This window comes from Halomonas sp. AOP7-E1-9 (assembly GCF_052376035.1).
GTDB classification, from domain to species: Bacteria; Pseudomonadota; Gammaproteobacteria; order Pseudomonadales; family Halomonadaceae; genus Vreelandella; species Vreelandella citrativorans.
The window spans coordinates 129,419-153,974 of sequence record NZ_JBQSVC010000001.1 but is presented as its reverse complement, the minus strand read 5'-3'; the positions used below and the strand labels follow the sequence as shown (position 1 = coordinate 153,974).

Here is a 24,556-nt window from a genome sequence, read left to right as displayed (position 1 = left end):
CTTTCATGGGTGTTGTGGCCAAGCGGTCGTCGATGATTTTTTACTCAGGTAGTGATGATCATTTTAGTCATCGTGTGCGCATTGTTCTGGCTGAGAAGGGGGTGGCCGTTGATGTTGTTGATGTTAACGAAGAGCAGCCGCCCGAAGATTTAGCAGACCTCAACCCGTACAACAGTGTGCCCACGTTGTTGGATCGTGATTTAGTGCTCTATGAGTCAAAAGTCATGATGGAGTATTTGGATGAGCGTTTCCCGCATCCACCGTTACTCCCAGTTTACCCTGTGGCCCGTGCGCAGAGCCGTCTTTGGATGCACCGCATTGAGCGAGAGTGGTGCCCCAAGGTCGACCAGATCCGTAGCGGTGGGAAGAAAGAGGCGGACAAGGCGCGTAAAGAGCTGCGTGAAAGCCTGATTGGTATTTCACCGATCTTTGAAGATATGCCTTTCTTTATGAGCGAAGAGTTCACTCTGGTGGACTGCTGTCTCGCGCCGATCTTGTGGCGTTTGCCAGATCTTAATATTGAGCTGCCTGAAAAGCAGGTTAAGCCACTTTTAAGCTATATGTCGCGAGTGTTTGAGCGGGAAGCGTTCAAAGCATCTTTGAGTGAGCGCGAAAAAGAGATGCGTACTTGAATTTACATGGCCCCATCGTCCGGTAAGGGCTGGGGCCTTACTTGTCAGGAGGAGGGAGTCTTATGAAATCGAGTCGCCCCTATCTCGCCCGAGCGCTCTATGAGTGGTTGCTGGATAATGAACTAACCCCTTACCTGGTCGTTGATGCGACGCAGGCCGGGGTCGAAGTGCCGCGCCAGTTTGTACAGAATGGTCAGATTGTGTTGAACGTGGCGCCAACAGCCGTGCGTGATTTGTTTATGGAGAATCAGGCAATTGGCTTTAACGCACGTTTTGGCGGCCAGCCCATGCAGGTGATGGTGCCCATTCCTGCGCTGATTGCTATTTATGCCCGTGAAAATGGTGTGGGCATGGTGTTTGGTCACGAGCCTGAGCTTGCTGAAGAAGGGGATGAAGAGGAGCAGTTTGATGAGGCGCCTGACTCACCTTCCAAGCCTGAATTGACGGTGACGGAGCCTGTTTCTGGCGGCAACCTTGAAGATGCTTCTGAAGCGTCCTCAACGTCTTCGACGTCCAAGAAGAAGCCAACACTGCGCGTCGTAAAATAGCGCCAGTGCTATCTGGTCAGGCTATAAAAGGTCAGGCCATAAAAAACCTCGCATAGTGACTATGCGAGGTTTTTTTATAGGCCCAAGAGCCGGTTAATCAATGTATTCGAATACTTTGACAATGCGCTGAATACCGCCAACTGAGGAGGTCGCAGCAACGATTCGATCAGACTCTTCGTGGGAGACCGAGCCCATCAAGTAAACATTGGCATTTTCAGTGGTCACTTTGATCTTGGAGGAGTCGATGCGGTCGTTGGTGGCGAGTGTGCTTACAACGTTGGTCGTTATCCATGTGTCGGTTAGGCGCTGGGTGGCGGGCAGATTGCCCGCAATGGTGAGTTCGTTATGCACCTGATTAACGCCACGCAGGTTTTGCACAACATTACCCGCTTTCGTGCGTAGTTCTTCGCTGGGGACCTGGCCTACCAATAATAATGTACCGTTATAGCTGTGCGTACGAATGCGGGCATCGGCCAGTCGAGCATCGGCCTGGTCCAGCGCACGCTTGGATTCGCGCTCAATGGTCGCATCGACCGCTTTAACGTCCTTGCTGAGCTGCCCATAGTTAGAGGGGTTGGAAGCACTGTGCGTGGCGCAGCCGCTGATCAGAGCAGCAGCTACTAGTGTCGCAACTAGTAACGGACGAGAGAAAAAGCGCAGGGCCATGTTGGATGACTCCTTATCTTAATGAAAATGATGAGTGGTAGGGTACTGCCCCGTTAGTCAGCGCTGCCGAATAACTGTTCATCAATAAGGTCACATAAACAGTGAATGACCAGTAGGTGAATCTCCTGGATTCTTGCTGTTGATGTGGCAGGGACGCGAATCTCGCAATCATCCTGACCCAGCAAGGAAGCCATGTTGCCACCGTCTCGCCCGGTTAATGCTACAACCGTCATTTCACGGTCGTGAGCTGCCTGGATCGCCTGCACGACATTAGCCGAATTACCGCTGGTAGAGATTGCCAGCAATACGTCGCCTGGCTGCCCAAGGGCGCGTATCTGTTTGGAAAATACTTCGTTATAGCTGTAGTCGTTGGCAATGGATGTCAACGTTGATGTATCGGTGGTTAACGCAAGGGCAGGCAAGCTTGGCCGTTCCCGCTCAAACCGATTGAGCAGTTCAGAAGAGAAGTGTTGGCTGTCGCCCGCACTGCCTCCATTACCGCATGCCAGAATTTTTCCCTCATTAACCAGGCACTGAACCATCATTTGACTGGCGACTTCGATAAAGGGGGGGAGTACTTCGCTCGCATAGGTTTTGGTGTCTATGCTGGCGTTAAAGTGGTTAAGAATGCGCGATTGAAAGTCCATTAGGGCTTCCTGGTTAAAATGGAATTAGTAGGCATCAAAAGCCGCTTTCTCCCAGTGGAACTCGAGAGTGGGCGGAGCGCCCGTAATGGCAAGAATATCAAAGCGGCAAGGCGATGCAAGGCCGAAATTGCCAAGATATAGCTGAGCGGCCCGAATTAGGCGCTTTCTTTTTGTCGGCGTGATGGTTTCCAGAGGGTGTCCGTATCGCGTAGTTACCCGATGCTTTACTTCAACAAACACCAGTGTGTCACCGTCGCGCATCACTAGGTCAAGCTCGCCACCCTTTACGTGATGATTTTGGGTAACGAGGGTAAGACCCCTTTGCTGCAGCCATTGAGCAGCTAACTGCTCAATGGCTGCGCCGCGTTTACGGGCAGTTTGGGCGTTATTTGCCATTATTGCCCAGGGATTAAAATGGGCGCCGGGACACCGTTTTGAAACTTCGCCCAGGGTAGTTCGCGATATATGCGGCCGTCACCCGTCAGGTAGAGCGTTCCTGTGCTGCCGCGTAGGCCATTTAGCGCTGAAATATCTGAAAGCTCAGTCGCAATTTCATAGGCATCTACGCCCATGGCCATTAGGCGGAACATGGAAGCGTCAGACTCTTCGCTCAAACGCTGGTAAGTAGGGTAGAACGGGAGTACTTCTTCACCACCGACAGCGGCGTCAGGAATTTGCCATGGAATATCCATAAACATGACGTCGTCAAGATCCTGGTCACGACGCGCTTGTAAGTGCCCTTCATGCAGGTGGGAAGTGGCGTAAATAGGCAGGTTGGGCGCGTAGTAGTAATCCATGGTGGGCGGGACTTGGCGAGCGTAATCAGGCAAGGCCAGTAGGAACAAGGCATCAATACTGCCCAGTTGAGCACGTTCGCCACTCACGTTTAAGGCTGTCTGAACGGCATTGGTGACCGCGCTGTCCGGGTTGTAGCGTACCGCCGTCGTCACTTCGCCACCCTGGCCGTGAAACTCATTCCAGAATGCTTCGCCGACTCGGCGTCCCCAGTCATTATCTGGCACCATTACCGACATCTGGCGATGTCCGTCCTGGTATGCGCGGCGTGCTGCCTGGCGGGCCTCATCTTCAGCGGAAAGGCCGTACTGGAAAAGACCCGCAGCACGGTTCTGTTCGCCGCTTCCATAATTCAGCGCAAGAGTGGGAAGCGGTACGCTATTGCGTTGTTCGAGCTGGCTAACCTCGTCTTTGGCGAGGGGGCCGATAATCAGCTGCGCGTTCATCTGTCCTGCACGGCTATAAATCTCATCCATCGAATATTGTGACGCGTCGATGAAGCTGAGCTGTACATTGTCACCGCGAATCTCGTGATGGCGACGCATGGCGGTCGATAGCGTATTGGCGACGCCGCTAAGCGGGCCTGATTCGGGCAGGGCCACAATGATGCGGCTTATGTCCTGACCCTCAAGACTTGGTAGTGTCAGTTGTTCCATGTCGGGTTCATCAAGCGCGGTACGCGCCCAGCGCTGGCGCTCTGTCAGCGTTTCGCGTTGATCATCCTGAATGGGTAGGTCGTCGTTGAGCACTTGCGTGGCACGCAGCACGGCGCGTGGATCATCCATGCCACGCGCTAATTCAGAGAAAAGCAGTGCCCAGCGAACGCGATCCGTGTCTGAAAGCCTGACTTCATCAAGCGCATCGGCTGTCTCAAAAGCACGTTGCCGCTGCCCTTGTTGGGCAAAAATGGTGGCTGCTTCGAGACGAGTTTTAGCCGCTTGATCCGGGGCCTGCTGTTCTGCCTGATTGAGCAAACGGCCCGCTTCCTGATCGTCCGCGCGGTCGACCACGCTGGGCGATTGCATCGCACAGCCAGTCATAAGAAGTGCCAAGAGGCCTGTGGCGAGTACGCCACGCAGAGACTGTTTCATGTATCCTTCCTTAGTTTTCATTTGCGCTGTCGCCGCATGTCAGTGGGTAAGTTGGCATAGCACAAGCATAGCGCACCGTCAGAGCAAGCCATTAACAAATCGGGAGTCACGATGACACACCACAATCCGGGCACATTGTACGTGGTTGCCACCCCAATTGGGAATTTGGACGATTTATCGCCGCGTGCAGCTCGGGTATTAGCGGAAGTATCGCGCATCGCGGCAGAGGATACGCGTCATAGCGCCCGCTTATTGGCGCATTTGGGGATTAATACACCCATGCTGTCGCTTCATGAACATAATGAGGCGCGCCGAGTGGATACCCTGGATGCTTATCTGGAGGCAGGCGAAAGTATTGCATTGATTAGCGATGCTGGAACGCCGCTTATTTGTGACCCTGGGTTTGTGCTGGTGAGAGAGCTGCGCGTGCGTGGCCGTCATGTGGTGGCGCTGCCCGGGCCTTGTGCCTTTGTGACGGCGCTTTCTGGGGCGGGTCTGCCGACTGATCGCTTCACGTTTTGCGGTTTTTTACCCGCCAAGCCAGGCCCGCGCCGCCAGGCGCTGGAGCAGTGGCAAGCTCGGGAAGAAACGCTGGTGTTTTACGAATCCCCACACCGTATTGTGCATACCCTGGAGGCGCTGCGTGACCAAATGCCCGAACGTAGCGTGGTATTGGCCAGGGAGTTGACTAAAACGTTTGAGACCTTTCTTCAGGGCACTCCGGAAGCCCTGTTGGCGCAGCTAACAGAAGATCCTAACCAGGCAAGAGGCGAGTTTGTGGTAATGGTGGCAGGTGCCCCGCCCGTCACTCAAAGCGAACATCAGAATATTGGCGCAGATGCGTTGATGAAAGTGCTGCTGGATGAGGGCGTAGGTGTCAAGCAAGGAGCAGCGATAGTGGCTCGAATGCTGGGCGGTCGCAAACAAGAGTGGTATGCAAGATTGCAGGCAATTAAAACCGAGCATTGAGGCGAAGCGAGGGCGCTGGTATGCTTGCCGCCGGAGTTGGCCAGACAGTCGCCGCTAGCCCATCTTTTTGATGGGCTGGGGGAGGAAAGTCCGGGCTCCATAGGGCAGAGTGCCAGGTAACGCCTGGGCGGCGTAAGCCGACGGAAAGTGCAGCAGAGAGTAGACCGCCTAAGCCTCTTGAAATAAACCTCAAAGGGCCGGTAAGGGTGAAAGGGTGCGGTAAGAGCGCACCGCGCGCCTGGCAACAGTGCGTGGCATGGTAAACCCCACTCGGAGCAAGACCAAATAGGGACCCAAAGGCGTGGCCCGCGCTGGGTCCGGGTAGGTTGCTTGAGCGCTGTGGTGACGCAGCGCCTAGAGGAATGACTGTCCACGACAGAACCCGGCTTATCGGCCGACTCCCCATTTCCATAAGGGGCCCGCAGTAGCGAGCCCCTTTTATTTTTCTATGAGATTTGTGTGAGAGTAACATGCCTTCTCCTGACGCTGACCAGGTCGTTTCACCGTTTCGCCATACCAGCGTATTACTGGAAGGGGCGGTTGATACCCTTGTACATACTCCTGACGGTATTTATTTAGATGGCACCTTTGGTCGTGGCGGTCATTCGCGGTTAATCCTGTCTCGCCTTGGCGACCAGGGGCGCCTGATGGCCATGGACCGCGATCCCCAAGCTATTGCTGCCGCCGCTGAAATCGATGATGCGCGTTTTCAAATTACCCAGCGTGAATTCGCCCGCCTGGCTGACTATGCGCGTGAGCAGGGTGTGTTTGGCAAGCTGTCTGGCGTGTTGTTGGATATAGGTGTTTCTTCTCCGCAGTTGGATGACCCTGAGCGTGGGTTTAGCTTTATGCGCAATGGTCCGCTGGATATGCGTATGGACCCGACGCAAGGCGAAAGTGCAGCCACATTTTTAGCACGTGCTAAAGAGGCGGATATCGCTCACGTGTTTAAAGCCTACGGTGAAGAGCGCTATGCAAAGCGCTTGGCACGTGCGGTGGTCGAGCGGCGTGTTGAAACGCCGTTTACGCATACGGTCGACCTGGCCGAGGTGCTGAAAAAAGCCCACCCTGCTTGGGAAAAGGGGCGGCACCCTGCGACCAAAGCATTTCAAGGGTTACGAATTTATCTAAATGGTGAACTAGATCAACTTGATGCTGCCTTAGACGCAGCCCTTGAAGCGCTAGCGCCCGGTGGTCATCTTGTGGTTATCAGTTTCCACTCGCTGGAAGATCGCCGTGTAAAACGCTTTATACGTCATTATGTGCGTGGCGATTCGCATCTACCGCGTGGTATGCCTATCCGTGATGATCAGTTAAATCGCCGTCTTGAGGCGTTGGGCAAAGGCGTACGCCCTAGTGATGACGAGGTGGTCGGTAATCCACGTGCGCGCAGCGCCGTTATGCGGGCTGCCCGAAAACGAGTATAACCATGAGCATGGATCGGATTGAGCGTTGGAGCTCAACGCTACGCACTGAATGGCCCTTTAAACTACGTTTTCGCACGTGGCCGCTGGTTATTTGCCTGCTTTTTTTTGCCTGCATTGTTAGTGGCTTAGCCACCGTTGTTGTTACTCATTTAACGCGCGTTCAGTATGCTCAGCTGCAACAGCTTGGGCAGGAGAAAAATCAGCTGCAGACCGAATGGGGGCAGTTGCTTTTGGAAGAGGGCGCTTGGTCGACACCCGCTCGTATTGAGCAAATTTCGACGGAGCGCTTGGATATGCGTATTCCTGATGTGCATGATGTTGAGGTGATACGACCATGAGAGGCGAACGTCGGGGAGGGATGCCCCGTCATCTACCTGTTGCCCCCCCGTTAGGTAACGGTCGTTTTTACTTTATATTGATCGTATTTTGCGTAGTGGCATGCATCCTTATTGGGCGCATCACACTGCTACAGGTGATTGACCGACCCTTTCTACAGAGCCAGGGAGATGCGCGAACACTTCGCCATGAAGCGATCCCTGCGCACCGCGGCATGATCACGGATCGAAACGGCGAGCCGCTCGCGATCTCAACACCGGTTGTTACGCTGTGGGCCAATCCTCAAGAGCTACCCGAAGATGGTATTCAGCGCGTAATGCTGGCGCAGGCGCTAGGCATGTCGCCGGATGACTTTGAGGCGCGGGTTGAACTTTATAGCAGCCGTGAGTTTATGTACCTTCGCCGCCAGATGACGCCTCAAGCGGCCCAGCAGATTCTGGATTTACGCACGCCCGGCGTGTATCCCCAGCGCGAGTACAAACGTTACTACCCTGCTGGCGAGGTCGCCGCACAGATACTTGGCGTGACCAATGTAGATGATAGGGGGCAGGAGGGGTTGGAGCTCTCTTATCAGCCTTTCCTGGCCGGTCACCCTGGCCAGCGCCGCGTCATTAAAGACCGCCGTGGGCGTTTGGTGCGCGAGCTAGGCGTCATACGTGAAGCGCAGCCAGGCGGAGACTTGGTGCTCTCAATTGATCAGCGCATTCAATATATGGCGTACCGGGAGCTTCGAGCGGCGGTGGCTGAGCATGAAGCCGATGGTGGCGTGCTTGTCATGATGGATGCCCGCACCGGCGAGGTGTTGGCGATGGCTAACCTGCCTTCTTATAACCCTAATAATCGTACCGGGCTTGATCCCCGTGGGTTGCGTAACCAGGCGCTGGTTGATGTGTTTGAGCCAGGCTCTGTTATGAAACCGCTGGCCATGGCAGCCATTCTTGAAAGCGGCATTGTGGATCGCGATGCCGTTGTGGATACGTCGCCTGGCTGGATGCGTCTTGATCAATTTACCATTCGTGACTTTCGCGATTATGGTGAGTTGACGCTTGCTGGTATTTTGGAGCACTCATCCAACGTGGGTATGTCCCGTTTAACGTTGCAGTTAAGCGATACGGCTATGTGGGAAAAATATAACCAACTAGGGCTGGGGCAATCCCCTGGAACGGGTTTTCCTGGGGAGTCAACGGGCAGTCTTCCGGCCCCGGTGCGCTGGTCGCGTAGTGAGCGGGCAGCGCTCTCTTACGGCTATGGTTTGTCTACCTCGGCTGTTCAATTAGCCAGTGCTTATACCGCGCTGGCTAATGGTGGCATGCGCTTACCGCCTTCATTGCTACGCCTTTCTGAACCGCCCCAAGGACTGCCTGCCATTGAGCCCGCCGTCGCCAATGATTTGCTGAGTATTCTGGAGACATCCGTTGCCGCCTATACCGGTGGTCGGCGCGCACGCGTTGAAGGTTATCGTGTGGGAGGCAAAACCGGGACTGTGCGTAAGTCGGGGCAGGGCGGTTATACCACGGATGCTTATCGCAGTGTATTTGCAGGCATTGCGCCTATTTCCGACCCGCGTATTGTGACCGTGGTGATGATTGATCACCCTAAAGCGGGTGAATTTTATGGCGGTGCAGTGGCCGCTCCGGTCTTTTCAAGCGTGACAGGCAACGCATTGCGCTTGTTGGACGTACCGCCAGACCATGAAGTTGACGAGTAAGAATGGCTAAGGAGATGGCATGACGTTGGCTCCCACCGATGTATGGAGTGCGCTGAGCAAAGTATGGCCGGGTGCTTCGTTTGAGCAGCCGCTTCCCGAACTACCCGCGTCTTTACGTCTGACCACCGATTCACGCGCGCTGGAAGTCGGCGATATATTTGTAGCTGTTCCAGGTAGTCAGCGTGACGGGCGCGATTTTATTCGCGCAGTGCTTGAGCAAGGCGCTTCGCTGGTGCTGGCGCATACCACGGAGCGCCATGCGACCTGGGATGGGCGTGTACTCTACTTGCCACATCTGGCTGCCCGCTTGGGAGAGTTGGGTAAACAACTTTTTAATGTTCCGGATGACCTTGAGGTTATTGGCGTCACCGGTACCAATGGTAAAAGCTCCGTTACTCATTACATTGCAGAACTTAGCGAAGTGCTAGGTGTTCCGGCGGGTGTGGTAGGAACGCTGGGTGTAGGCCGCCCGGGCCAGCTAGTGGATACTGGGCTCACCACGCCGGGGCCTTTAGCCCTGCAGGCGGCGTTTGGAGAGCTGGCGCTTCAGGGCATTAAGCGAGTAGCGCTTGAGGCTTCCTCCCATGCCCTTGACCAGCATCGTTTAGATGCTGCGAATATAAAGGTGGGCGTGTTTACCAATCTAACGCGAGATCATCTTGATTATCATGGCAGCATGGCGGCTTATGCCGCGGCCAAGGCGAAGCTATTCAGACGTAGCGAGCTTGAGCTTGCAGTGGTTAATGCCGATGATCCTCTGGCGCGATTGATGCTGGCTGGTTGTGATCAAAGCGTTCGCGTATTGGCGGTCGGTCAGGATGAGGCCGTAACGCTACGGGTGATGGACGTTCAGACAAGCGAAACAGGCCAGCAAGCACTTATTGCCACGCCCGAAGGCGAGCACATGTTAGTGCTGGGTCTGGTCGGGCGCTTCAACCTGGATAATGTGTTGTTGGCCATGGCGACGCTTTATGGATGGGGCCATTCGATTAACTCACTTTTCGAGGCTGCCGCTGCGCTTACCCCGGTGCCTGGCCGTATGGCGCTTTATCACGCAAAAGGCGTTCCGGGCGTGGTGATTGACTATGCCCATACTCCTGATGCGTTACACAATGCGCTCACAGCGCTGCGCGCCCATTTAAGCAAGGCGGGCAAGCTGTGGTGTGTGTTTGGCTGTGGCGGTGAGCGCGACACAGGCAAGCGCGCAGAAATGGCAAAAGCGGCGGAGGCTCTGGCGGATGTGGTCGTGGTGACTGACGATAATCCACGGGGCGAGTCAGCAGCGCAGATTCGTCAGCACATTATTGCCGGGCTCGCCTCAACGGCAACACTGCTCGAAATAGCGGACCGTCGTCACGCGATCAGTCAAGTAATTCAGCAGGCAGCTCAAAACGATGTGATTCTGGTCGCAGGGAAAGGCCACGAGGCCTACCAGGAGATCAACGGCGTCCGCCACGCTTATAACGATGAAGATGAAGTCATGAAGGCGTTTGCATTGCGGGGTAGTGCACAATGAACTGGACACTGGCCGATGCCGCCAGAGTGCTGGGAATTATGGTGCCCGCCAGCGATGCATCGCGCGCATTTACCTCCATTGTGACGGACACTCGGCAGATTGTGCCTGGCTGCTTATTCATCGCGCTTAAAGGGCCGCGGTTTGATGGTCATGATTTTATCGAACAGGCCCGCGACAAAGGCGCGGCGGCGGCACTGGTTGAGTCCGCTGTTGAAAGTCCACTGACTCAGTTGGTATGCCCTGATACACGCCTGGGGCTTGGGCTTTTAGCGGGCGCGTGGCGCCGTCAGTGCGCTATCCCATTAGTCGGTATCACGGGAAATAGTGGCAAAACGACGGTGAAGGAGATGACGGCTGCGCTGTTATCGCCGTTGGGTAACGTGTTGGCCACCAAAGCCAATCTTAATAACGATATTGGCGTACCCCTCACGCTTTTACGCTTAGCGCCCGAGCATCAAGCAGGCGTGATTGAGTTAGGCGCAAATCACTTGGGTGAAATCGCCTGGTCCAGTCGATTAACCGTACCGGGTGTGGCGGTGATTACCAACGTAACGGGCGCGCATGTTGGCGAGTTTGGAGGCATGGGTCATATTGCCCAAGCCAAAAGCGAGCTGCTGAACGGTCTAAGTGAGCAGGGCATTGCGGTGCTCAATCGCGATGATCGTTACTACCCCTTTTGGGCTGCCTGTGCGTCGCCGCGCCGTGTGATCAGTTTTGGGTTTGATAGTGCCGCGGATGTTCATGCCTCGGCGCTTTCCTGTGACTCTCAGGGGCGGTATGCTTTCACGCTTGTTCAACATGGCAAACCGCTGGGCGATGTGCAGCTTGCCATGCCAGGTAAGCACAACGTGAGCAATGCGCTGGCCGCGGCTGCGGCCGCATTAGCGATAGGCGTAACGCCCACGGATGTGATTGAAGGTCTGCGGACCCTGCGCGCATTGAAAGGAAGGCTAAGTATCGTTTCGGGACTTAATGGTGCCACGCTGTTAGACGATACGTATAATGCCAACCCTGGGGCGGTCAAAGCCGCTATGGAGACGTTAATGCGTTTCCCCGCGCCGCGTTGGTGCGCACTGGGCGCCATGGGTGAGCTGGGAGACGAAACGGAAAAACTGCATGCTGAGATGGGCCGCTACGCGGCTGAGCTTGGCATCGACGGGCTGTTGACGTTGGGTGATAACGCGCGTCCAGCTTGTGACGCCTTCGGTCGCGGGCAGCATTTTGACGACCACGAGACGCTAGTACGTCATGTCATTAATACTTTGCCGCCCAATGCCACGTTGTTGGTTAAAGGGTCGCGTAGCGCTGGTATGGAAAAAATCATTACTGCGCTGTGCTCGGATGAAATAAGGTAAACGCCGTTCATGTTACTTTACTTGGCGAATTTTTTAGCTCAGTACTATACGGGCTTTCAGGTTTTTAACTATCTCACTCTGCGCGTCATTCTTGCTGCGTTAACGTCATTAATGCTTTGCCTTTGGCTGGGGCCGTGGGTTATTCGTCGGCTTGTGGAAGGCCAGATAGGCCAGGCCGTGCGTGATGATGGCCCGCAGTCACATCTTTCAAAAGCGGGCACCCCTACTATGGGAGGGGTGATGATCCTGCTGGCCATCGGCATCAGCACCATCATATGGGGTGATTTAACCAACCGCTACGTGTGGGTGGTATTGGCCGTTACGCTGGGCTTCGGCGCGATAGGCTGGGTCGATGATTACCGGAAAGTGGTAGAAAAGAACCCGCGAGGCCTGCCGGCACGCTGGAAATACTTTTGGCAGTCGGTGGTAGGCCTTGGCGCTGCGTTAGTGCTGTTTTTCACCGCAACCACGCCCGTTGAAACCAGCTTGTTGGTGCCGCTGTTTAAAGACGTCGCACTGCCGCTTGGCGTGTTCTATATCGTATTAACCTACCTGGTGATTGTGGGTAGTTCTAACGCCGTGAATTTAACCGACGGGCTGGATGGCTTGGCCATTATGCCAACCGTGCTGGTAGCGATGGGATTGTCGGTGTTTGCCTACGCTAGCGGTAATGCAGTGTTCGCTAACTACTTGCATATCCCGTTTATAAACGGCACCGGTGAGCTGGCTATTTTCTGCGCCACGATTGCAGGTGCGGGTCTCGGCTTTTTATGGTTTAACACGTACCCCGCCCAGGTGTTTATGGGAGATGTAGGTGCGCTTGCCCTGGGGGCGGCGCTTGGGGTTGTGGCGGTCATCGTTCGCCAGGAGATCGTCCTGTTTATTATGGGCGGTATCTTTGTAGTGGAGACGTTGTCGGTGATCCTGCAAGTCGGGTCTTACAAACTGACGGGGCGGCGTATTTTCCGTATGGCGCCGCTGCATCACCACTTCGAGTTAAAAGGTTGGCCTGAGCCACGCGTTATTGTGCGCTTCTGGATCATTACCGTTGTGCTGGTGCTGCTGGGCCTCGCGACGCTCAAGGTTCGTTAATCGGTAGCGTTATCGCCTTAAGCGTAAACCGCAAAGGAGCCAGAGATGGTGCGAGTACCCAAGGGTGTCACGGTGGTCGTTGGCTTGGGCCTTTCAGGCCGAGCAATATGCCGCCACTTGGCACGCACGCATACGCCGTTTATGGTCGTCGATACGCGCAGCGAGCCGCCGGGGCTTGACGCTTTTTATGCAGCCCATCCAAACGTTGACGTCATCTGCGGCCCTCTGACGTCGCTCGATTTTACGGACGCTTATGAAGTAGTGCTTAGCCCAGGCGTTGGCCCTGATTCGCCGGGTCTTGAAAGCCTGGCTGGGCGCGTTAACCCGCATACTGGCGAGCCTGTGCTAATTGGTGAAACGGCGCTATTTGTTCGCGCGACCCAGGTCCCCATTGCGGCTATCACGGGCTCAAACGCGAAATCCACGGTGACCACTCTACTGGGTGAGATGGCCAGGGCGGCTGGTTTGCGAGTGGCGGTTGGCGGCAACCTGGGAACGCCCGCGCTGGATTTATTGGCCGAGCAGCCGGATGCAGAGCTGTATGTTCTTGAACTTTCCAGTTTTCAGCTTGAAACCACGCCTGTCTTGGGTGCGAAAGTCGCGGCTTTCTTGAATCTGAGCGAAGATCATTTGGATAGGCATGGTGATATGTCGGCCTATCGTTTGGCAAAACAACGCATTTTTAACGGCGCGCAGTATGCGGTTGTCAATCAGGACAACCCCCTGACTTGGCCTTTTCAAGCAGGGCCAGGCATTGTCAGCTTTTCAGCGAACCCGCCCACAGACAGCAACTGGGGGCTGGTATGGCAAGGGGCCGAGCTTATGCTCATGCAGGGGCAGACGTCATGGGTTTCGGCAAGTGAATTGAAAATGGCTGGCCAGCACAACTATACGAATGCATTAGCGGCACTGGCAATGGGGCAGGCGTTGGCGCTTGATGCATTTGCCATGGTAGAAGCCTTAAAAGCCTTTACGGGGTTGCCTCACCGGAGCGAAACAGTGGCCTGTATTAATGGGGTGACGTGGATAAACGACTCGAAAGGCACCAATGTTGGGGCAACATTGGCCGCTATTGAAGGGTTGGGCGCTACGTTAACGGGCCGCTTGATTTGGTTGGCGGGTGGTGTAGGTAAAGGCGCTGACTTTTCGCCGTTAGTGGTGCCGTTGGCGCGCTGCGCGCGGCTGGCACTGCTATTTGGTGCTGATAGTGATCGAATTTCAGACGCGGTAGCAGCGCATGTGCCGGTCCAGCAGGTAAACGACTTAACGCAGGCAATGGAGGCCGCATTTAGCCAGGCAGAGCCTGGCGACTGTGTGTTGCTGTCACCTGCCTGTGCAAGCCTGGACCAGTTTCCCAACTACCAGGTTCGAGGTGATGCTTTTCGTCACTGGGTGGAAAGCAGTGCGGCGAGAGTATCCTTATGAGGCGATTAAAGCGCTTGCACACTGTATTAACGACGCGAAACTTCCCCTGTGATATCTGGCTCATTGCAGCCGCTGTGGCGCTTGCAGGCATTGGCTGGGTGATGGTCAGCTCGGCCTCAATAGGACTTCTGGAGAATAGCTTCTACTACTTTCGGCAGCATGGGGTTTTCTTGCTCATTTCAACGTTAGGCTGCTTGTTTATGCTTAGCGTACCCCTTGAAGTATGGCGCCAGAATGCGGCACTGATTTTTTTAATAAGCATAGCACTGTTGGTAGGCGTGTTGCTGTTTGGTCAGGAAATTAACGGCAGTAAGCGCTGGATAGCGCTGCCGGGCCCGCTGCCTAGTCTTCAAGTATCTGAGCTTGGTAAAATAGGCCTTATCTTTTACATGGCGATGTTTATGTCGCGTTTTACCTATGATTTACGCCGTCGTGTTTTTACCATGTGGCGCCCCATTGCGGTGTTGGCGCTACCCGCAGGACTGCTGTTTTTAGCGCCCGACTTTGGCGGCATGGTGGTCTACACCACGTGTGTCATTGGCATGTTAATGATGAGTGGTGCATCGCTCGTGTTACTTATTGGCAGTGGTACTGTTTTGGGATTTGGTGCGGTCATGATGGTGGCGCTGGAGCCTTACCGTCTGGCGCGTTGGACCAGTTTTTTGGACCCGTGGGCAGACCAGTTCGCAACCGGCTATCAGTTGACCCAAGCGCTGATTGCCTTTGGTCGTGGGCATGTTACAGGCACCGGATTAGGTAATAGTGTCCAGAAACTGCACTATTTACCCGAGGCGCATACCGATTTTATCTTTGCCGTTATTGCCGAAGAGCTAGGCATGATTGGCGCTATTGCGATTATCCTGCTGTTTACCCTATTGATTAGTCGCGCCATGTGGATTGGCCGGAAGGCTGAACTTGCGGGCCATCTTTTTGGTGCTTACGTAAGTTACGGTATCTGTTTTGTTATTGCCTCTCAGGCATTTATCAATATGGCGGTAAGCTCGGGGCTACTGCCCACCAAGGGGCTGACCTTGCCTTTGATAAGTTATGGTGGTTCGAGCTTATTGGTTATTGGCATGATGATTGGTCTGCTTTTGCGGGTTGACGCAGAAACACGACAGCGGCCGAGCCGTGCGCCAACCCCCTATAAACCGCGCCATGAGCCGCGGTTATCGAAATAATTTTCAAGGAGTCGTTTGTGACGGTGAACGCACATCGGCGTGTTTTAATCATGGCAGGAGGAACGGGCGGGCATGTGATCCCCGCGCTTTCCCTTGCGCGTGCGCTTATGGCGCAAAACATTGACGTTGAGTGGTTGGGTAGCCCCAGAGGTATTGAAAACCGGCTGGTGCCTGAGGCCGGTATAAAGCTGCATACCATTGCCGTGAGCGGGTTGCGCGGTAATGGTATGGCAGGCTGGCTTAAAGCGCCTGTGAACCTTAGCCGCGCTATTTGGCAAGCACGTGACGTCATAAAAAGCTTTAAGCCGCAGTTGGTGGTTGGCCTCGGTGGTTTTGCCAGTGGCCCGGGTGGGCTTGCTGCGTGGCTATCGGGTATTCCGCTGGTTGTTCATGAGCAAAATGCAGTTGCCGGCTTAACCAACCGCGTGCTTTCTCGCTTGGCGACGCGCAGCTATGCTGCCTTTTCTGAAGCGTTCGGTACGCGGGCAGACGTCATTGGCAACCCCGTGCGTGAAGATATAGCGACACTTGGCCAAGTGCCGCGTACGATCGAGGCATTACAGGGGCGCCCGCTGCGCTTGTTAGTGGTGGGGGGATCATTAGGAGCTGTGGCATTAAATGAACGCTTGCCCCAAGCGATTGCTGCGCTACCACCCGGTAAGCGCCCGGAAATACGCCACCAGGCCGGGAAGTCGCGGGACGCTCAAACGGCACAAGGGTACGCCGAACATGGCATACAGGCCGATGTTTCCGCGTTTATTGATGATATGGCCGCAGCGTATGATTGGGCTGATTTGGTGGTTTGTCGAGCGGGGGCGTTAACGGTTGCAGAGCTGGCGGCTGCGGCAAAGCCCTCGCTTCTTGTTCCGTTTCCTTTTGCGGTCGATGATCACCAGCGAGTCAATGCCAATGTACTGGTTAATGCGGGTGCTGCGCTATGCGTTGTGCAATCCGCGCTGACGCCTGAGCGTTTAACGCACTATTTAAATGACCTGTTAGAGCCCGCTACGCTGGCGCTGATGGCTTCCCGCGCACGCCAGGCTGCGCACCTGGATGCCACAGAGCGATTAGCCGAAGGATGCCTGGCGATACTACACAAAGGAGAAAACGTGTGACCGACTCAGTAACCCCATCGTCGCTGCAACGCATAAGCTCAAGCGGCCCGGGTATGCGCCGTATTCAGCATATTCATTTCGTCGGTATCGGTGGCGCGGGCATGTGTGGTATTGCCGAAGTATTGGCCAATCAAGGTTACAGCGTCAGTGGCAGCGATATGAAAGCCTCTTCGGTTATTGAGCGGCTTCGCATGTGTGGTGTTCGGGTTGAGATTGGCCATGCCGAGGAGAATGTCGAAGGGGCCGACGTTGTGGTTGTTTCAAGCGCCGTTGATACGACCAACCCTGAAATTCGCTGGGCACATGAGCACCGTGTCCCCGTGGTGCGTCGTGCCGAGATGCTGGCAGAGTTAATGCGATTTCGTCACGGCATTGCGGTTGCCGGTACCCATGGAAAAACAACCACGACCAGCTTAACGGCGACGCTGTTAGCCGAAGGCGGCCTGGACCCGACCTTTGTCATCGGCGGGAAGTTGACCAGTGCCGGTACCAATGCGCGCTTGGGTGAAGGGGATTATCTGGTTGCAGAGGCTGATGAGTCTGACGCTTCATTCCTGCATTTGCAGCCAATGGTGTCGATAGTTACTAATATTGATGCTGACCATATGAGCACCTATGGTGGTGACTTCGAACGATTAAAAGATACCTTTATCGAATTTCTACACAACCTGCCGTTCTACGGGTTGGCTATATTGTGTATCGATGACCCGCATGTGCGGGCACTGCGAACTCAGATCAAGCGCCAGTTCGTTACCTACGGTTTTGAAGACGATGCCGATTATCGAATTACCGATTTTGTGCAGCAAAGTGGTGAAGTTTCCTTTACGGCTTTGCGGCCTGGTCAGGCCGCGCCCTTAAGCGTGCGCCTTGCCATGCCTGGTCAGCACAATGCGCTTAATGCGATGGCAGCGATTGTTGTTGCTACGGATGCAGGCGTGAGTGACGAGGCGATTCTGCGCGGTCTGGCAGGGTTTGCTGGGGTAGGGCGGCGCTTTCAAGTGCATGGCCATTTCCCTGCGCCTAAAGTGCCCGGCAAGATTATGTTAGTGGATGATTATGGCCATCATCCGCGCGAAGTGGATATGGTCATCAGAGCTGTCCGCGCTGGCTGGCCTGAGCGTCGTTTAGTGATGCTTTATCAGCCCCACCGCTACAGCCGGACCCGGGATCTCTATGAAGATTTCGTTCGAGTACTGTCCCAGGTAGATACGCTGGTGCTTTTAGACGTATACAGCGCGGGCGAGGCGGTTATCCCTGGCGCTGAAGGGCGCACGCTTGCAGGTTCGATTCGTCAGCGCGGTGAGGTAGACCCGCTTTTTGTTGAACATAAGCAGGAGCTGCCAGCGCTATTGGCCAATGTACTGAGACCCGACGACATCCTAATTACTCAGGGGGCGGGCGACGTAGGTGGTATCTCGCTCAGCTTGGCCAAGGCGAAGCTGCAAATGAGTGAGGTGGAGCTGTGAGCCTGAAAGACGTCAATATTGATTGCTCACGTGTGGTGGTGGTTTACGGCGGCTCTTCTGCTGAGCGTGAGGTTTCCCTTAAAAGTGGTGCCGCTGTACTCGAGGCGCTAAAACGCCAAAAGATTAACGCAGAAGGCTATGACTTACGCGATGAGGGGTTAGCCGGACTTGAGGCTATGGCGCCATCGGCGATATTTGTCGCCCTGCATGGTCGTGGTGGTGAAGACGGTACGCTACAGGGTGCGCTTGAACTCTTGGACATTCCCTATACCGGTAGTGGCGTCATGGCGTCAGCGCTGGGAATGGATAAGCAACGCACCAAGCAGGTTTGGCAAGCCATTGGGCTGCCCACGCCGGAAAGCATTATGTTGACGGCTGATGCAGACTGGGCCGGAGTGGTCGCCAAGCTTGGGTTGCCGATGATGGTTAAGCCAGTACATGAAGGCTCCACGCTTGGGATCAGTATAGTTAAAAGCCAGGAAGCGCTTGAGGCCGCCTATCGCGAAGCGGCACAATTTGATGCCCGGGTGATGGCCGAGCGCTTTGTGGTCGGTGAAGAGTACACGGTGGCGCTGCTGGATGAGCGTGTGTTACCCGCTATTCGGGTCGAAGTACCTGGCGGATTCTACGACTATGAAGCCAAATACGTTTCCAATACGACCCAGTACCATCTTCCTTGTGGGCTTACCGCAGAAGAGGAAGCGCAGCTGGCAACGCTGTGCCAGCACGCGTTTGCGGCCATTGGGTGTGAAGGCTGGGGGCGTGTGGACGTGATGCGGGATGCCAATGGCCAGTTCTGGCTATTGGAAGTTAATACCGTGCCTGGCATGACCGATCACAGTTTGGTGCCTCAAGCCGCTGCCTATGCGGGCATCGAATTTGATGACCTGGTGGTGCAGATACTCCACTCTGCCGGAAAGCAGAACGCATCATGATGAGGCCTTATGAAAAGGCGTAATGCCTGGTTTGGTATCCTGCTTCTGGCGTTACTGTTAGTGGCAGGAGGGCGCGCGCTATGGCTATGGCTGGACCGGCCCATCGAGCGTGTTTCCATCCGTGGGGAGTGGGATTACGTAAGCGCAGACTACCTACGCACTCAGCTTGCCCCTTTGGTTCAAGGTGCCACTTGGTTATCGGCTGATTTAGGCGTGCTGCGTAACCGGGCCCTGGAGATTGGCTGGCTTAAAGAAGTACGTATTTCTCGTGAGTGGCCGAATGCGCTGGTGTTTGAACTGGCGGAACAAGTGCCCGTTGCGCGCTGGAATGATGACTTTTTGCTTAACCCGAAAGGCGAGCCCTTTGCTTTTGCACCTCTGGCGGTGCCTTCAGGTCTGCCTGATCTTGCGGGCCCCAACGGAAGCAGTGAAGAGGTGCTAAGTTACTATCATCGCCTAACACCTTATTTCGCAAACTTGTCGTTGGCACTTACTCAGTTTCGATTAGAACCGCGCGGTGCATGGCGTGTACAGCTAAGTAACGGTGCCTGGATTATGCTGGGCCGGCGCGAGCATGAAGTGCGTTTGGCACGCTTAGCGGCCTCCTGGCAGCGCGAGTTATCAAGGTATAGTGAGCATATTCGTTATATTGATCTGCGCTATCCTAACGGTGTCGCTGTTGCCTGGCATGGTCAGAGTGATTTTGGGGCATCTGAAGACTAACTCAAATTTGAGTTAACGTGCTTTAGCCATGATAAGTCGCCGTCAGCGCGTAAAAACGCTTTAATGGGGTTTAAATTACACTTCAAGCCCATTATTGTGGGCTCGGGCTGGTCGTATTATGCCAATTGTTTCTATACTATGGGCTATCGGTGATTTTGTAGATTTAAACTTCACATCAGCGCTATTGAGCTATCCGTGCTTATCGGTTGCCAAGTTATAATAGGCAAAGAATAAGTTGGTTTAAGTATCCCTATTTATTTTAATTTTAAAAAGTTTACAAGGAGAATTCCCGACTCATGGCAGGCTCACCCAATGCATCGAATATGGTGGTCGGGTTGGACATTGGAACGTCCAAGGTCGTCGCAATTGTCGGTCAACCTACCGATGATGGCGGCATTGAAATTGCTGGTATCGGCTCGCACCCGTCACGGGGTATGAAGCGAGGCGTTGTCATTAATATTGAATCAACCGTTCAGTCTATTCAGCGCGCTGTGGAAGAAGCCGAGCTTATGGCTGGTTGCGATATTCACTCGGTATATGTGGGCATTGCGGGTAGTCATATTAGCTCGATGAATTCAGATGGCGTGGTCGCTATTAAAGAGCGTGAAGTTACTCCTTCTGATATTGATCGCGTTATTGATTCAGCGAGGGCAAGGGCGGTTTCAGAAGGTCAGCGCGTTTTACATGTACTGCCCCAGGAATTTGCAATTGATGCACAAGGCGGTATTCGCGAGCCCTTGGGCATGTCCGGTGTACGTTTAGAAGCGCAAGTTCATCTGGTAACGGCAGCACTCAACGCGGTACAGAATATTGAGAAATGTGTTCGACGCTGTGGTTTGGACGTCGACTCAATTATCCTGGAACAGCTGGCATCCAGCATGGCAGTGTTGACCGAAGACGAGCGTGAATTAGGCGTTTGCATGGTGGATATCGGCGGTGGAACCACTGATATGGCCATCTTTACTGAAGGTGCCATTCGACATACGGCCGTTATACCGATTGCTGGTGATCAGGTCACCAACGATATTGCCATGGCGCTACGTACCCCGACGCAGCACGCAGAAGAGATCAAGGTTAAATACGCTTGTGCCTTAACGCAATTGGCCGCAAGCGATGAAATGATTAAGGTTCCTAGTGTGGGTGATCGTCCGTCACGCGACTTGTCGCGTCAGGCGCTCGCAGAAGTGGTCGAACCACGCTATGAAGAGCTATTTACACTGGTTAGAGACGAATTACGTCGCAGTGGCTATGAAGACATGGTTGCCGCTGGTGTTGTGCTCACTGGTGGCACCTCACGTATGGAAGGGGTCGGCGAATTGGCGGAAGAGATATTCCACATGCCGGTTCGTATTGCTTGTCCGCAAAACGTTAAAGGTTTAGCGGATGTCGTGCGAAACCCCATTTATGCGACAGGTGTCGGCTTATTGCACTATGCACTGCAAGAAGCGCGGCATGGGCAGGGTCTAGAAAGCCACGGGGGAGTCATTGCACCTCACAAAGGTCGCAACGAGCTCTCTCGACGTGATATCAAGGAAGACCATTCGGCGCTGGCCAGAATCAAGGGCTGGTTCAAAGGAAATTTCTGACAGGGCCGCAAGCGCGGTTCAGGAGACGGGGCTTATGTTTGAATTGGTAGATAACGCACCCTCAAGTAGTGCGGTCATAAAAGTAGTCGGTGTTGGTGGTGGTGGCGGCAATGCCGTCAATCACATGGTTGAAAGTAACATTGAAGGCGTTGAATTTATTTGCGCCAACACCGATGCCCAAGCGCTTAAACGCGTATCCGCAAAGACAGTATTACAGCTAGGTGGTGAAATCACCAAGGGGCTCGGTGCTGGCGCCAACCCTGAGGTAGGTCGTCAGGCCGCGATGGAAGATCGTGACCGAATCGCTGAGCTGCTTGAAGGCGCCGATATGGTCTTTATTACCGCTGGTATGGGCGGTGGTACAGGCACCGGCGGCGCGCCAGTGGTTGCGCAAGTTGCCAAAGAACTGGGTATTTTAACGGTCGCTGTCGTTACGCGGCCTTTCCCGTTTGAAGGCCCCAAGCGTATGCGCGCTGCCGAAGAGGGAATGAAAGAGCTCTCTCAGCATGTTGATTCGCTGATCACCATACCCAACGAAAAGCTTTTATCCGTACTGGGTAAAAGCGCGACGTTGTTAACTGCGTTTAGCGCTGCTAATGATGTATTGCTTGGCGCTGTTCAAGGTATTGCCGAGCTGATCACAAGCCCTGGTATTATCAACGTCGACTTTGCTGATGTGCGTACTGTTATGTCTGAAATGGGCATGGCAATGATGGGTACGGGCGGAGCTACCGGCGAGAACCGCGCCCGTGAAGCAGCCGAAAAAGCTATCCGTAGCCCGCTTCTGGAAGATATCGATCTGCATGGCGCGCGAGGCATTCTGGTCAATATTACGGCAGGCCCGGATCTGTCGATTGGCGAGTTCAACGATGTAGGTGCCACCGTTCAAGAGTTTGCTTCACAAGAAGCGACCATTGTCGTGGGAACTTCCATCGATATGGAAATGTCTGATGAGCTGCGTGTTACTGTTGTTGCTGCTGGATTAGATGGCGCGAAAGCTGCCAAAGCGACGACACGTGAACCTGCACGTCGCTCTTCTGCTGACTCTTCTGATTACCGTAAGCTACAGCAGCCTACCGTAATGCGTCAGCAAGCAACTGCCCGTGCAGAGGCGCCTGAACACGCGCCCAAACCGCGTCCGGAAAAGAGTCGCTCAGCCGATGCTGACGACTATCTGGACATACCTGCTTTCTTGCGCCGTCAGGCCGATTGATTGTTTCTATAGGTTTACCGGGCCAGCAAACGAGTGTTTTATTGGTTAAAACGCTCGTTTGCTGTTATAGTGAACACTGTTTGATAACTTTCCTTCCCCTACGGTACTACCGTCATTAGAGTTCGACCACTGCCCATGATCAGACAACGCACCCTACAAAACGTCATCCGCGCCACTGGAGTGGGTCTGCACTCCGGCAAAAAAGTCCACATGGCTTTGCGTCCGGCGCCGACAAACACCGGGATTGTGTTTGTTAGAACCGATCTGGAGCCTGTGGTACATATACCCGCACGCGCAGAGTTAGTGGAAGACACAACACTTTGCACTGCACTTTCACTCGAAGGTGTGAAAGTGGCAACGGTTGAGCATTTGATGTCAGCGTTTGCAGGACTAGGCATCGATAATGCTTACGTTGACCTAAGTGCTCCCGAAGTACCGATTATGGACGGTAGTGCCAGCCCGTTTGTGTTTTTAATCCAATCGGCGGGTATTCTTGAGCAGGATGCAGCAAAGAAATTTATACGTATCAAGCGTCGCGTCGCGGTTAAAGATGGCGATAAAGAAGCCGTTTTCCTTCCGCACCAAGGGTTCAAGGTCTCGTTCGCCATCGACTTCGACCACCCGGTTTTCGAACAGCAGAAACAAACCGCGCTTATCGATTTTTCGACGACCTCTTTTGTGAAAGAAGTTTCTCGGGCGCGCACCTTTGGGTTTATGAAGGATTTGGAGTTTTTGCGCTCTAATAACCTGGCCCTGGGGGGGAGTCTGGATAATGCGATCGTGGTTGATGATTATCGCATCGTCAATGAAGGTGGTTTGCGTTACGAAGATGAGTTCGTCAAGCATAAGGTGCTGGATGCGATCGGCGATTTGTATCAGTTAGGCTACAGCCTGATTGGTGAGTTTCACGGTACAAAATCTGGCCATGCGCTGAATAACCAGCTTTGCCGCGAATTGATGGCACAGTCTGATGCTTATGAAATCGTAACGTTTGAAGATGAAAAAGCCGTTGCGCCTATTTCGTACGCAGCGCCTGCAATGGCCTAACTGCCAAGCAGGAGTGTCAGATATTCGCTATGACGCGCTATCCAGGTTTCTCCTTTGATAGTGCTCAAGCTCGATAACTGGCCTTGATGATAAAAGCACCGTTCAGGCGGTGCTTTTGCGTTTCTGGCATTTGAAAAGTGCGCAAGGCGCGCGGCACGCTTATTTTGGTGCGTGAGACGCAAGGCGCTCTAATGCTTTACGCAGCGCAGGATTGTGCGTGTCGCTTGCGCACTCGCTGAGCGTTTTTCCCGCACTGGCGGATAAGTGTCGGGTATTACGCAAAGGTGCTTCAACTGGGCGGACGGGGCGTACTTTAAAGGTAAAGCCGTTCACAGCCTCAAAGCCTGGCAGTTGATGTAGCAGCGTCAACAGCCGCCGCTGTTCAAAGCGTAGCCATGTCAGCCAGCTTGCCTGCCCACTGATCAGGGTTAAGCGCCCATCGCGAAAGCCGCCGACAAAGATATGTGGGCGCATCTCTTCTGGCAGGTGGGCTCTTAAATGACACTGGGCCTGATCTATCAAGCGAGACTGGCGCATTAATTGGCCAATATCCCCTGACTTGTTTAGCAGACGGGCGATGGGCTGTGCGCGAGAACGCTTAACCTTTATACTCATACGCTTGAATCCTGGGGTAACCCCTCAATATATAGCCAAGTAGCGGCATCTACACGGATGCATTACTTATTTGCAGAGCCTAACACGCTCAGGAGCCAATCCACAGCATGTCCTCCACGCTTAACACCTTTTCTGCTTTGCCGCGACGTAACCGTCGCTATGGCTTGGCGCGTTGGTGGCTGGCGGGGCTCCTGGTAAGCTGCTTGTTGCCCAATAGTTTAGTGCCTTTTGATGCCATGCGGGGGGCTGAGCGTAACGTCTGCGTGTGTTTGTGGGTGCCGGCTATTTTACGTGCTCAATCGCACTGGATCGCCAAAAGGCGACGCGCGTTGCGCGGTTGGCAGCAGCGATTTAAACGTATCGCGGTGCAGCGCCACTTTTTACCTGTTTATGTTTTTATAAAGCGCCGGGTAGCCGCACACGATGTGCTTACCCAGCGCGGTCCGCCCGCTTAACTCACGGTTTTCT

24 protein-coding genes and 1 other RNA gene are annotated in these 24,556 nt (G+C 54.3%); 20 read left to right on the top strand and 5 right to left on the bottom strand.

Annotated elements, in window-relative coordinates:
* The first annotated feature begins 5 nt into the window (after window positions 1–5).
* Together sspA and ACT3R4_RS00715 are read left to right on the top strand one after the other, a co-directional pair.
* Window positions 6–632, top strand: coding sequence for a stringent starvation protein SspA (gene sspA / locus ACT3R4_RS00720; RefSeq protein ID WP_172116332.1), 627 nt, complete (start codon window positions 6–8; stop codon window positions 630–632).
* Window positions 633–694: 62 nt separating this feature from the next.
* On the top strand, window positions 695–1,180 hold the full coding sequence (locus ACT3R4_RS00715; RefSeq protein ID WP_193053794.1) for a ClpXP protease specificity-enhancing factor: 486 nt from the start codon (window positions 695–697) through the stop codon (window positions 1,178–1,180).
* A 93-nt stretch (window positions 1,181–1,273) separates the two neighbouring features.
* Here ACT3R4_RS00715 and ACT3R4_RS00710 read toward each other — a convergent pair whose 3' ends face one another.
* The 4 genes from ACT3R4_RS00710 to ACT3R4_RS00695 are packed head-to-tail and all read right to left on the bottom strand — an operon-like array spanning window position 1,274 to window position 4,379.
* Entirely contained in the window at window positions 1,274–1,846 is a 573-nt protein-coding gene (locus ACT3R4_RS00710) for a BON domain-containing protein (protein ID WP_172116334.1), read from the bottom strand.
* 53 nt (window positions 1,847–1,899) lie between these two features.
* Window positions 1,900–2,493, bottom strand: a complete 594-nt coding sequence (locus ACT3R4_RS00705; protein WP_172116335.1) for a phosphoheptose isomerase — start codon at window positions 2,491–2,493, stop codon at window positions 1,900–1,902.
* A gap of 24 nt (window positions 2,494–2,517) precedes the next feature.
* Window positions 2,518–2,889, bottom strand: a complete 372-nt coding sequence (locus ACT3R4_RS00700) for a YraN family protein (RefSeq protein WP_193056276.1) — start codon at window positions 2,887–2,889, stop codon at window positions 2,518–2,520.
* Window positions 2,889–4,379 carry a penicillin-binding protein activator gene (locus tag ACT3R4_RS00695; protein ID WP_193056277.1) on the bottom strand — a complete coding sequence of 497 codons (1,491 nt, stop codon included), beginning with the start codon at window positions 4,377–4,379 and terminating at the stop codon, window positions 2,889–2,891. Before ACT3R4_RS00695 ends, ACT3R4_RS00700 begins: the two co-directional genes overlap by 1 nt.
* A 111-nt stretch (window positions 4,380–4,490) precedes the next feature.
* On the opposite strand from ACT3R4_RS00695, the gene rsmI reads away from it, so the two are divergent.
* The 17 genes from rsmI to lpxC all read left to right on the top strand — a co-directional run bounded on the left by rsmI (window position 4,491) and on the right by lpxC (window position 23,473).
* Complete coding sequence (rsmI, locus tag ACT3R4_RS00690; RefSeq protein WP_172116337.1) at window positions 4,491–5,348, top strand: 16S rRNA (cytidine(1402)-2'-O)-methyltransferase; 858 nt, start codon at window positions 4,491–4,493, stop codon at window positions 5,346–5,348.
* A gap of 32 nt (window positions 5,349–5,380) precedes the next feature.
* Window positions 5,381–5,754, top strand: an RNA gene (gene rnpB, locus ACT3R4_RS00685) — RNase P RNA component class A.
* Window positions 5,755–5,818: 64 nt separating this feature from the next.
* Window positions 5,819–6,775, top strand: coding sequence for a 16S rRNA (cytosine(1402)-N(4))-methyltransferase RsmH (gene rsmH, locus ACT3R4_RS00680; protein ID WP_172116338.1), 957 nt, complete (start codon window positions 5,819–5,821; stop codon window positions 6,773–6,775).
* 2 nt (window positions 6,776–6,777) lie between these two features.
* Complete coding sequence (gene ftsL / locus ACT3R4_RS00675) at window positions 6,778–7,113, top strand: cell division protein FtsL (protein WP_172116339.1); 336 nt, start codon at window positions 6,778–6,780, stop codon at window positions 7,111–7,113.
* A complete protein-coding gene (locus ACT3R4_RS00670) occupies window positions 7,110–8,819 on the top strand; it encodes a peptidoglycan D,D-transpeptidase FtsI family protein (RefSeq protein WP_441677045.1) in 1,710 nt (569 codons plus the stop codon). The genes ftsL and ACT3R4_RS00670 overlap by 4 nt, the downstream gene beginning before the upstream one ends.
* 19 nt (window positions 8,820–8,838) lie before the next feature.
* The gene (locus tag ACT3R4_RS00665) at window positions 8,839–10,335 is read left to right on the top strand and encodes a UDP-N-acetylmuramoyl-L-alanyl-D-glutamate--2,6-diaminopimelate ligase (protein ID WP_441677046.1); all 1,497 of its coding nucleotides are present in this window, start codon (window positions 8,839–8,841) and stop codon (window positions 10,333–10,335) included.
* A complete protein-coding gene (locus tag ACT3R4_RS00660; RefSeq protein ID WP_441677047.1) occupies window positions 10,332–11,690 on the top strand; it encodes a UDP-N-acetylmuramoyl-tripeptide--D-alanyl-D-alanine ligase in 1,359 nt (452 codons plus the stop codon). Before ACT3R4_RS00665 ends, ACT3R4_RS00660 begins: the two co-directional genes overlap by 4 nt.
* A gap of 9 nt (window positions 11,691–11,699) precedes the next feature.
* Window positions 11,700–12,782 (top strand): phospho-N-acetylmuramoyl-pentapeptide-transferase, encoded by a 1,083-nt coding sequence (mraY, locus tag ACT3R4_RS00655; protein ID WP_087109356.1) that lies wholly within the window; start codon window positions 11,700–11,702, stop codon window positions 12,780–12,782.
* Window positions 12,783–12,827: 45 nt separating this feature from the next.
* Complete coding sequence (murD, locus tag ACT3R4_RS00650) at window positions 12,828–14,207, top strand: UDP-N-acetylmuramoyl-L-alanine--D-glutamate ligase (RefSeq protein WP_441677048.1); 1,380 nt, start codon at window positions 12,828–12,830, stop codon at window positions 14,205–14,207.
* Window positions 14,204–15,388 carry a putative lipid II flippase FtsW gene (gene ftsW, locus ACT3R4_RS00645; RefSeq protein ID WP_441677049.1) on the top strand — a complete coding sequence of 395 codons (1,185 nt, stop codon included), beginning with the start codon at window positions 14,204–14,206 and terminating at the stop codon, window positions 15,386–15,388. The genes murD and ftsW overlap by 4 nt, the downstream gene beginning before the upstream one ends.
* Before the next feature lie 17 nt (window positions 15,389–15,405).
* On the top strand, window positions 15,406–16,503 hold the full coding sequence (gene murG, locus ACT3R4_RS00640) for an undecaprenyldiphospho-muramoylpentapeptide beta-N-acetylglucosaminyltransferase (RefSeq protein ID WP_193053785.1): 1,098 nt from the start codon (window positions 15,406–15,408) through the stop codon (window positions 16,501–16,503).
* A 53-nt stretch (window positions 16,504–16,556) separates the two neighbouring features.
* Window positions 16,557–17,969, top strand: coding sequence for a UDP-N-acetylmuramate--L-alanine ligase (murC, locus tag ACT3R4_RS00635; RefSeq protein WP_253926954.1), 1,413 nt, complete (start codon window positions 16,557–16,559; stop codon window positions 17,967–17,969).
* Window positions 17,966–18,904: a D-alanine--D-alanine ligase gene (locus ACT3R4_RS00630; protein ID WP_319941217.1), complete on the top strand. Its 939-nt coding sequence runs from the start codon at window positions 17,966–17,968 to the stop codon at window positions 18,902–18,904. Before murC ends, ACT3R4_RS00630 begins: the two co-directional genes overlap by 4 nt.
* A gap of 9 nt (window positions 18,905–18,913) precedes the next feature.
* Window positions 18,914–19,627 carry a cell division protein FtsQ/DivIB gene (locus ACT3R4_RS00625; protein ID WP_172116348.1) on the top strand — a complete coding sequence of 238 codons (714 nt, stop codon included), beginning with the start codon at window positions 18,914–18,916 and terminating at the stop codon, window positions 19,625–19,627.
* Between the two features lie 296 nt (window positions 19,628–19,923).
* A complete protein-coding gene (gene ftsA, locus ACT3R4_RS00620) occupies window positions 19,924–21,213 on the top strand; it encodes a cell division protein FtsA (RefSeq protein ID WP_193053782.1) in 1,290 nt (429 codons plus the stop codon).
* 34 nt (window positions 21,214–21,247) lie between these two features.
* Entirely contained in the window at window positions 21,248–22,426 is a 1,179-nt protein-coding gene (gene ftsZ, locus ACT3R4_RS00615; RefSeq protein ID WP_172116350.1) for a cell division protein FtsZ, read from the top strand.
* A 135-nt stretch (window positions 22,427–22,561) separates the two neighbouring features.
* On the top strand, window positions 22,562–23,473 hold the full coding sequence (gene lpxC / locus ACT3R4_RS00610) for a UDP-3-O-acyl-N-acetylglucosamine deacetylase (protein ID WP_441677050.1): 912 nt from the start codon (window positions 22,562–22,564) through the stop codon (window positions 23,471–23,473).
* 159 nt (window positions 23,474–23,632) lie between these two features.
* On the opposite strand, the gene ACT3R4_RS00605 is transcribed toward lpxC, so the two are convergent.
* Entirely contained in the window at window positions 23,633–24,088 is a 456-nt protein-coding gene (locus ACT3R4_RS00605; RefSeq protein WP_172116352.1) for a DUF721 domain-containing protein, read from the bottom strand.
* Window positions 24,089–24,195: 107 nt separating this feature from the next.
* Between ACT3R4_RS00605 and ACT3R4_RS00600 the strand changes: the two genes are divergently transcribed.
* Window positions 24,196–24,543, top strand: coding sequence for a hypothetical protein (locus tag ACT3R4_RS00600; protein ID WP_172116353.1), 348 nt, complete (start codon window positions 24,196–24,198; stop codon window positions 24,541–24,543).
* Window positions 24,544–24,556 lie beyond the last annotated feature (13 nt).

Coding starts and splice junctions, on each gene's coding strand:
- ACT3R4_RS00670 (WP_441677045.1), top strand. CDS start 7,110: ATGAGAGGCGAACGTCGGGGAGGGATGCCCCGTCATCTACCTGTTGCC.
- ACT3R4_RS00600 (WP_172116353.1), top strand. CDS start 24,196: ATGTCCTCCACGCTTAACACCTTTTCTGCTTTGCCGCGACGTAACCGT.
- murC (WP_253926954.1), top strand. CDS start 16,557: ATGCGCCGTATTCAGCATATTCATTTCGTCGGTATCGGTGGCGCGGGC.
- ACT3R4_RS00605 (WP_172116352.1), bottom strand. CDS start 24,088: ATGAGTATAAAGGTTAAGCGTTCTCGCGCACAGCCCATCGCCCGTCTG.
- ACT3R4_RS00710 (WP_172116334.1), bottom strand. CDS start 1,846: ATGGCCCTGCGCTTTTTCTCTCGTCCGTTACTAGTTGCGACACTAGTA.
- ACT3R4_RS00625 (WP_172116348.1), top strand. CDS start 18,914: ATGAAAAGGCGTAATGCCTGGTTTGGTATCCTGCTTCTGGCGTTACTG.
- ACT3R4_RS00700 (WP_193056276.1), bottom strand. CDS start 2,889: ATGGCAAATAACGCCCAAACTGCCCGTAAACGCGGCGCAGCCATTGAG.
- ACT3R4_RS00705 (WP_172116335.1), bottom strand. CDS start 2,493: ATGGACTTTCAATCGCGCATTCTTAACCACTTTAACGCCAGCATAGAC.
- murD (WP_441677048.1), top strand. CDS start 12,828: ATGGTGCGAGTACCCAAGGGTGTCACGGTGGTCGTTGGCTTGGGCCTT.
- ftsL (WP_172116339.1), top strand. CDS start 6,778: ATGAGCATGGATCGGATTGAGCGTTGGAGCTCAACGCTACGCACTGAA.
- lpxC (WP_441677050.1), top strand. CDS start 22,562: ATGATCAGACAACGCACCCTACAAAACGTCATCCGCGCCACTGGAGTG.
- ACT3R4_RS00665 (WP_441677046.1), top strand. CDS start 8,839: ATGACGTTGGCTCCCACCGATGTATGGAGTGCGCTGAGCAAAGTATGG.
- rsmI (WP_172116337.1), top strand. CDS start 4,491: ATGACACACCACAATCCGGGCACATTGTACGTGGTTGCCACCCCAATT.
- sspA (WP_172116332.1), top strand. CDS start 6: ATGGGTGTTGTGGCCAAGCGGTCGTCGATGATTTTTTACTCAGGTAGT.
- ACT3R4_RS00660 (WP_441677047.1), top strand. CDS start 10,332: ATGAACTGGACACTGGCCGATGCCGCCAGAGTGCTGGGAATTATGGTG.
- rsmH (WP_172116338.1), top strand. CDS start 5,819: ATGCCTTCTCCTGACGCTGACCAGGTCGTTTCACCGTTTCGCCATACC.
- ACT3R4_RS00695 (WP_193056277.1), bottom strand. CDS start 4,379: ATGAAACAGTCTCTGCGTGGCGTACTCGCCACAGGCCTCTTGGCACTT.
- mraY (WP_087109356.1), top strand. CDS start 11,700: ATGTTACTTTACTTGGCGAATTTTTTAGCTCAGTACTATACGGGCTTT.
- ftsA (WP_193053782.1), top strand. CDS start 19,924: ATGGCAGGCTCACCCAATGCATCGAATATGGTGGTCGGGTTGGACATT.
- ftsZ (WP_172116350.1), top strand. CDS start 21,248: ATGTTTGAATTGGTAGATAACGCACCCTCAAGTAGTGCGGTCATAAAA.
- ACT3R4_RS00715 (WP_193053794.1), top strand. CDS start 695: ATGAAATCGAGTCGCCCCTATCTCGCCCGAGCGCTCTATGAGTGGTTG.
- ftsW (WP_441677049.1), top strand. CDS start 14,204: ATGAGGCGATTAAAGCGCTTGCACACTGTATTAACGACGCGAAACTTC.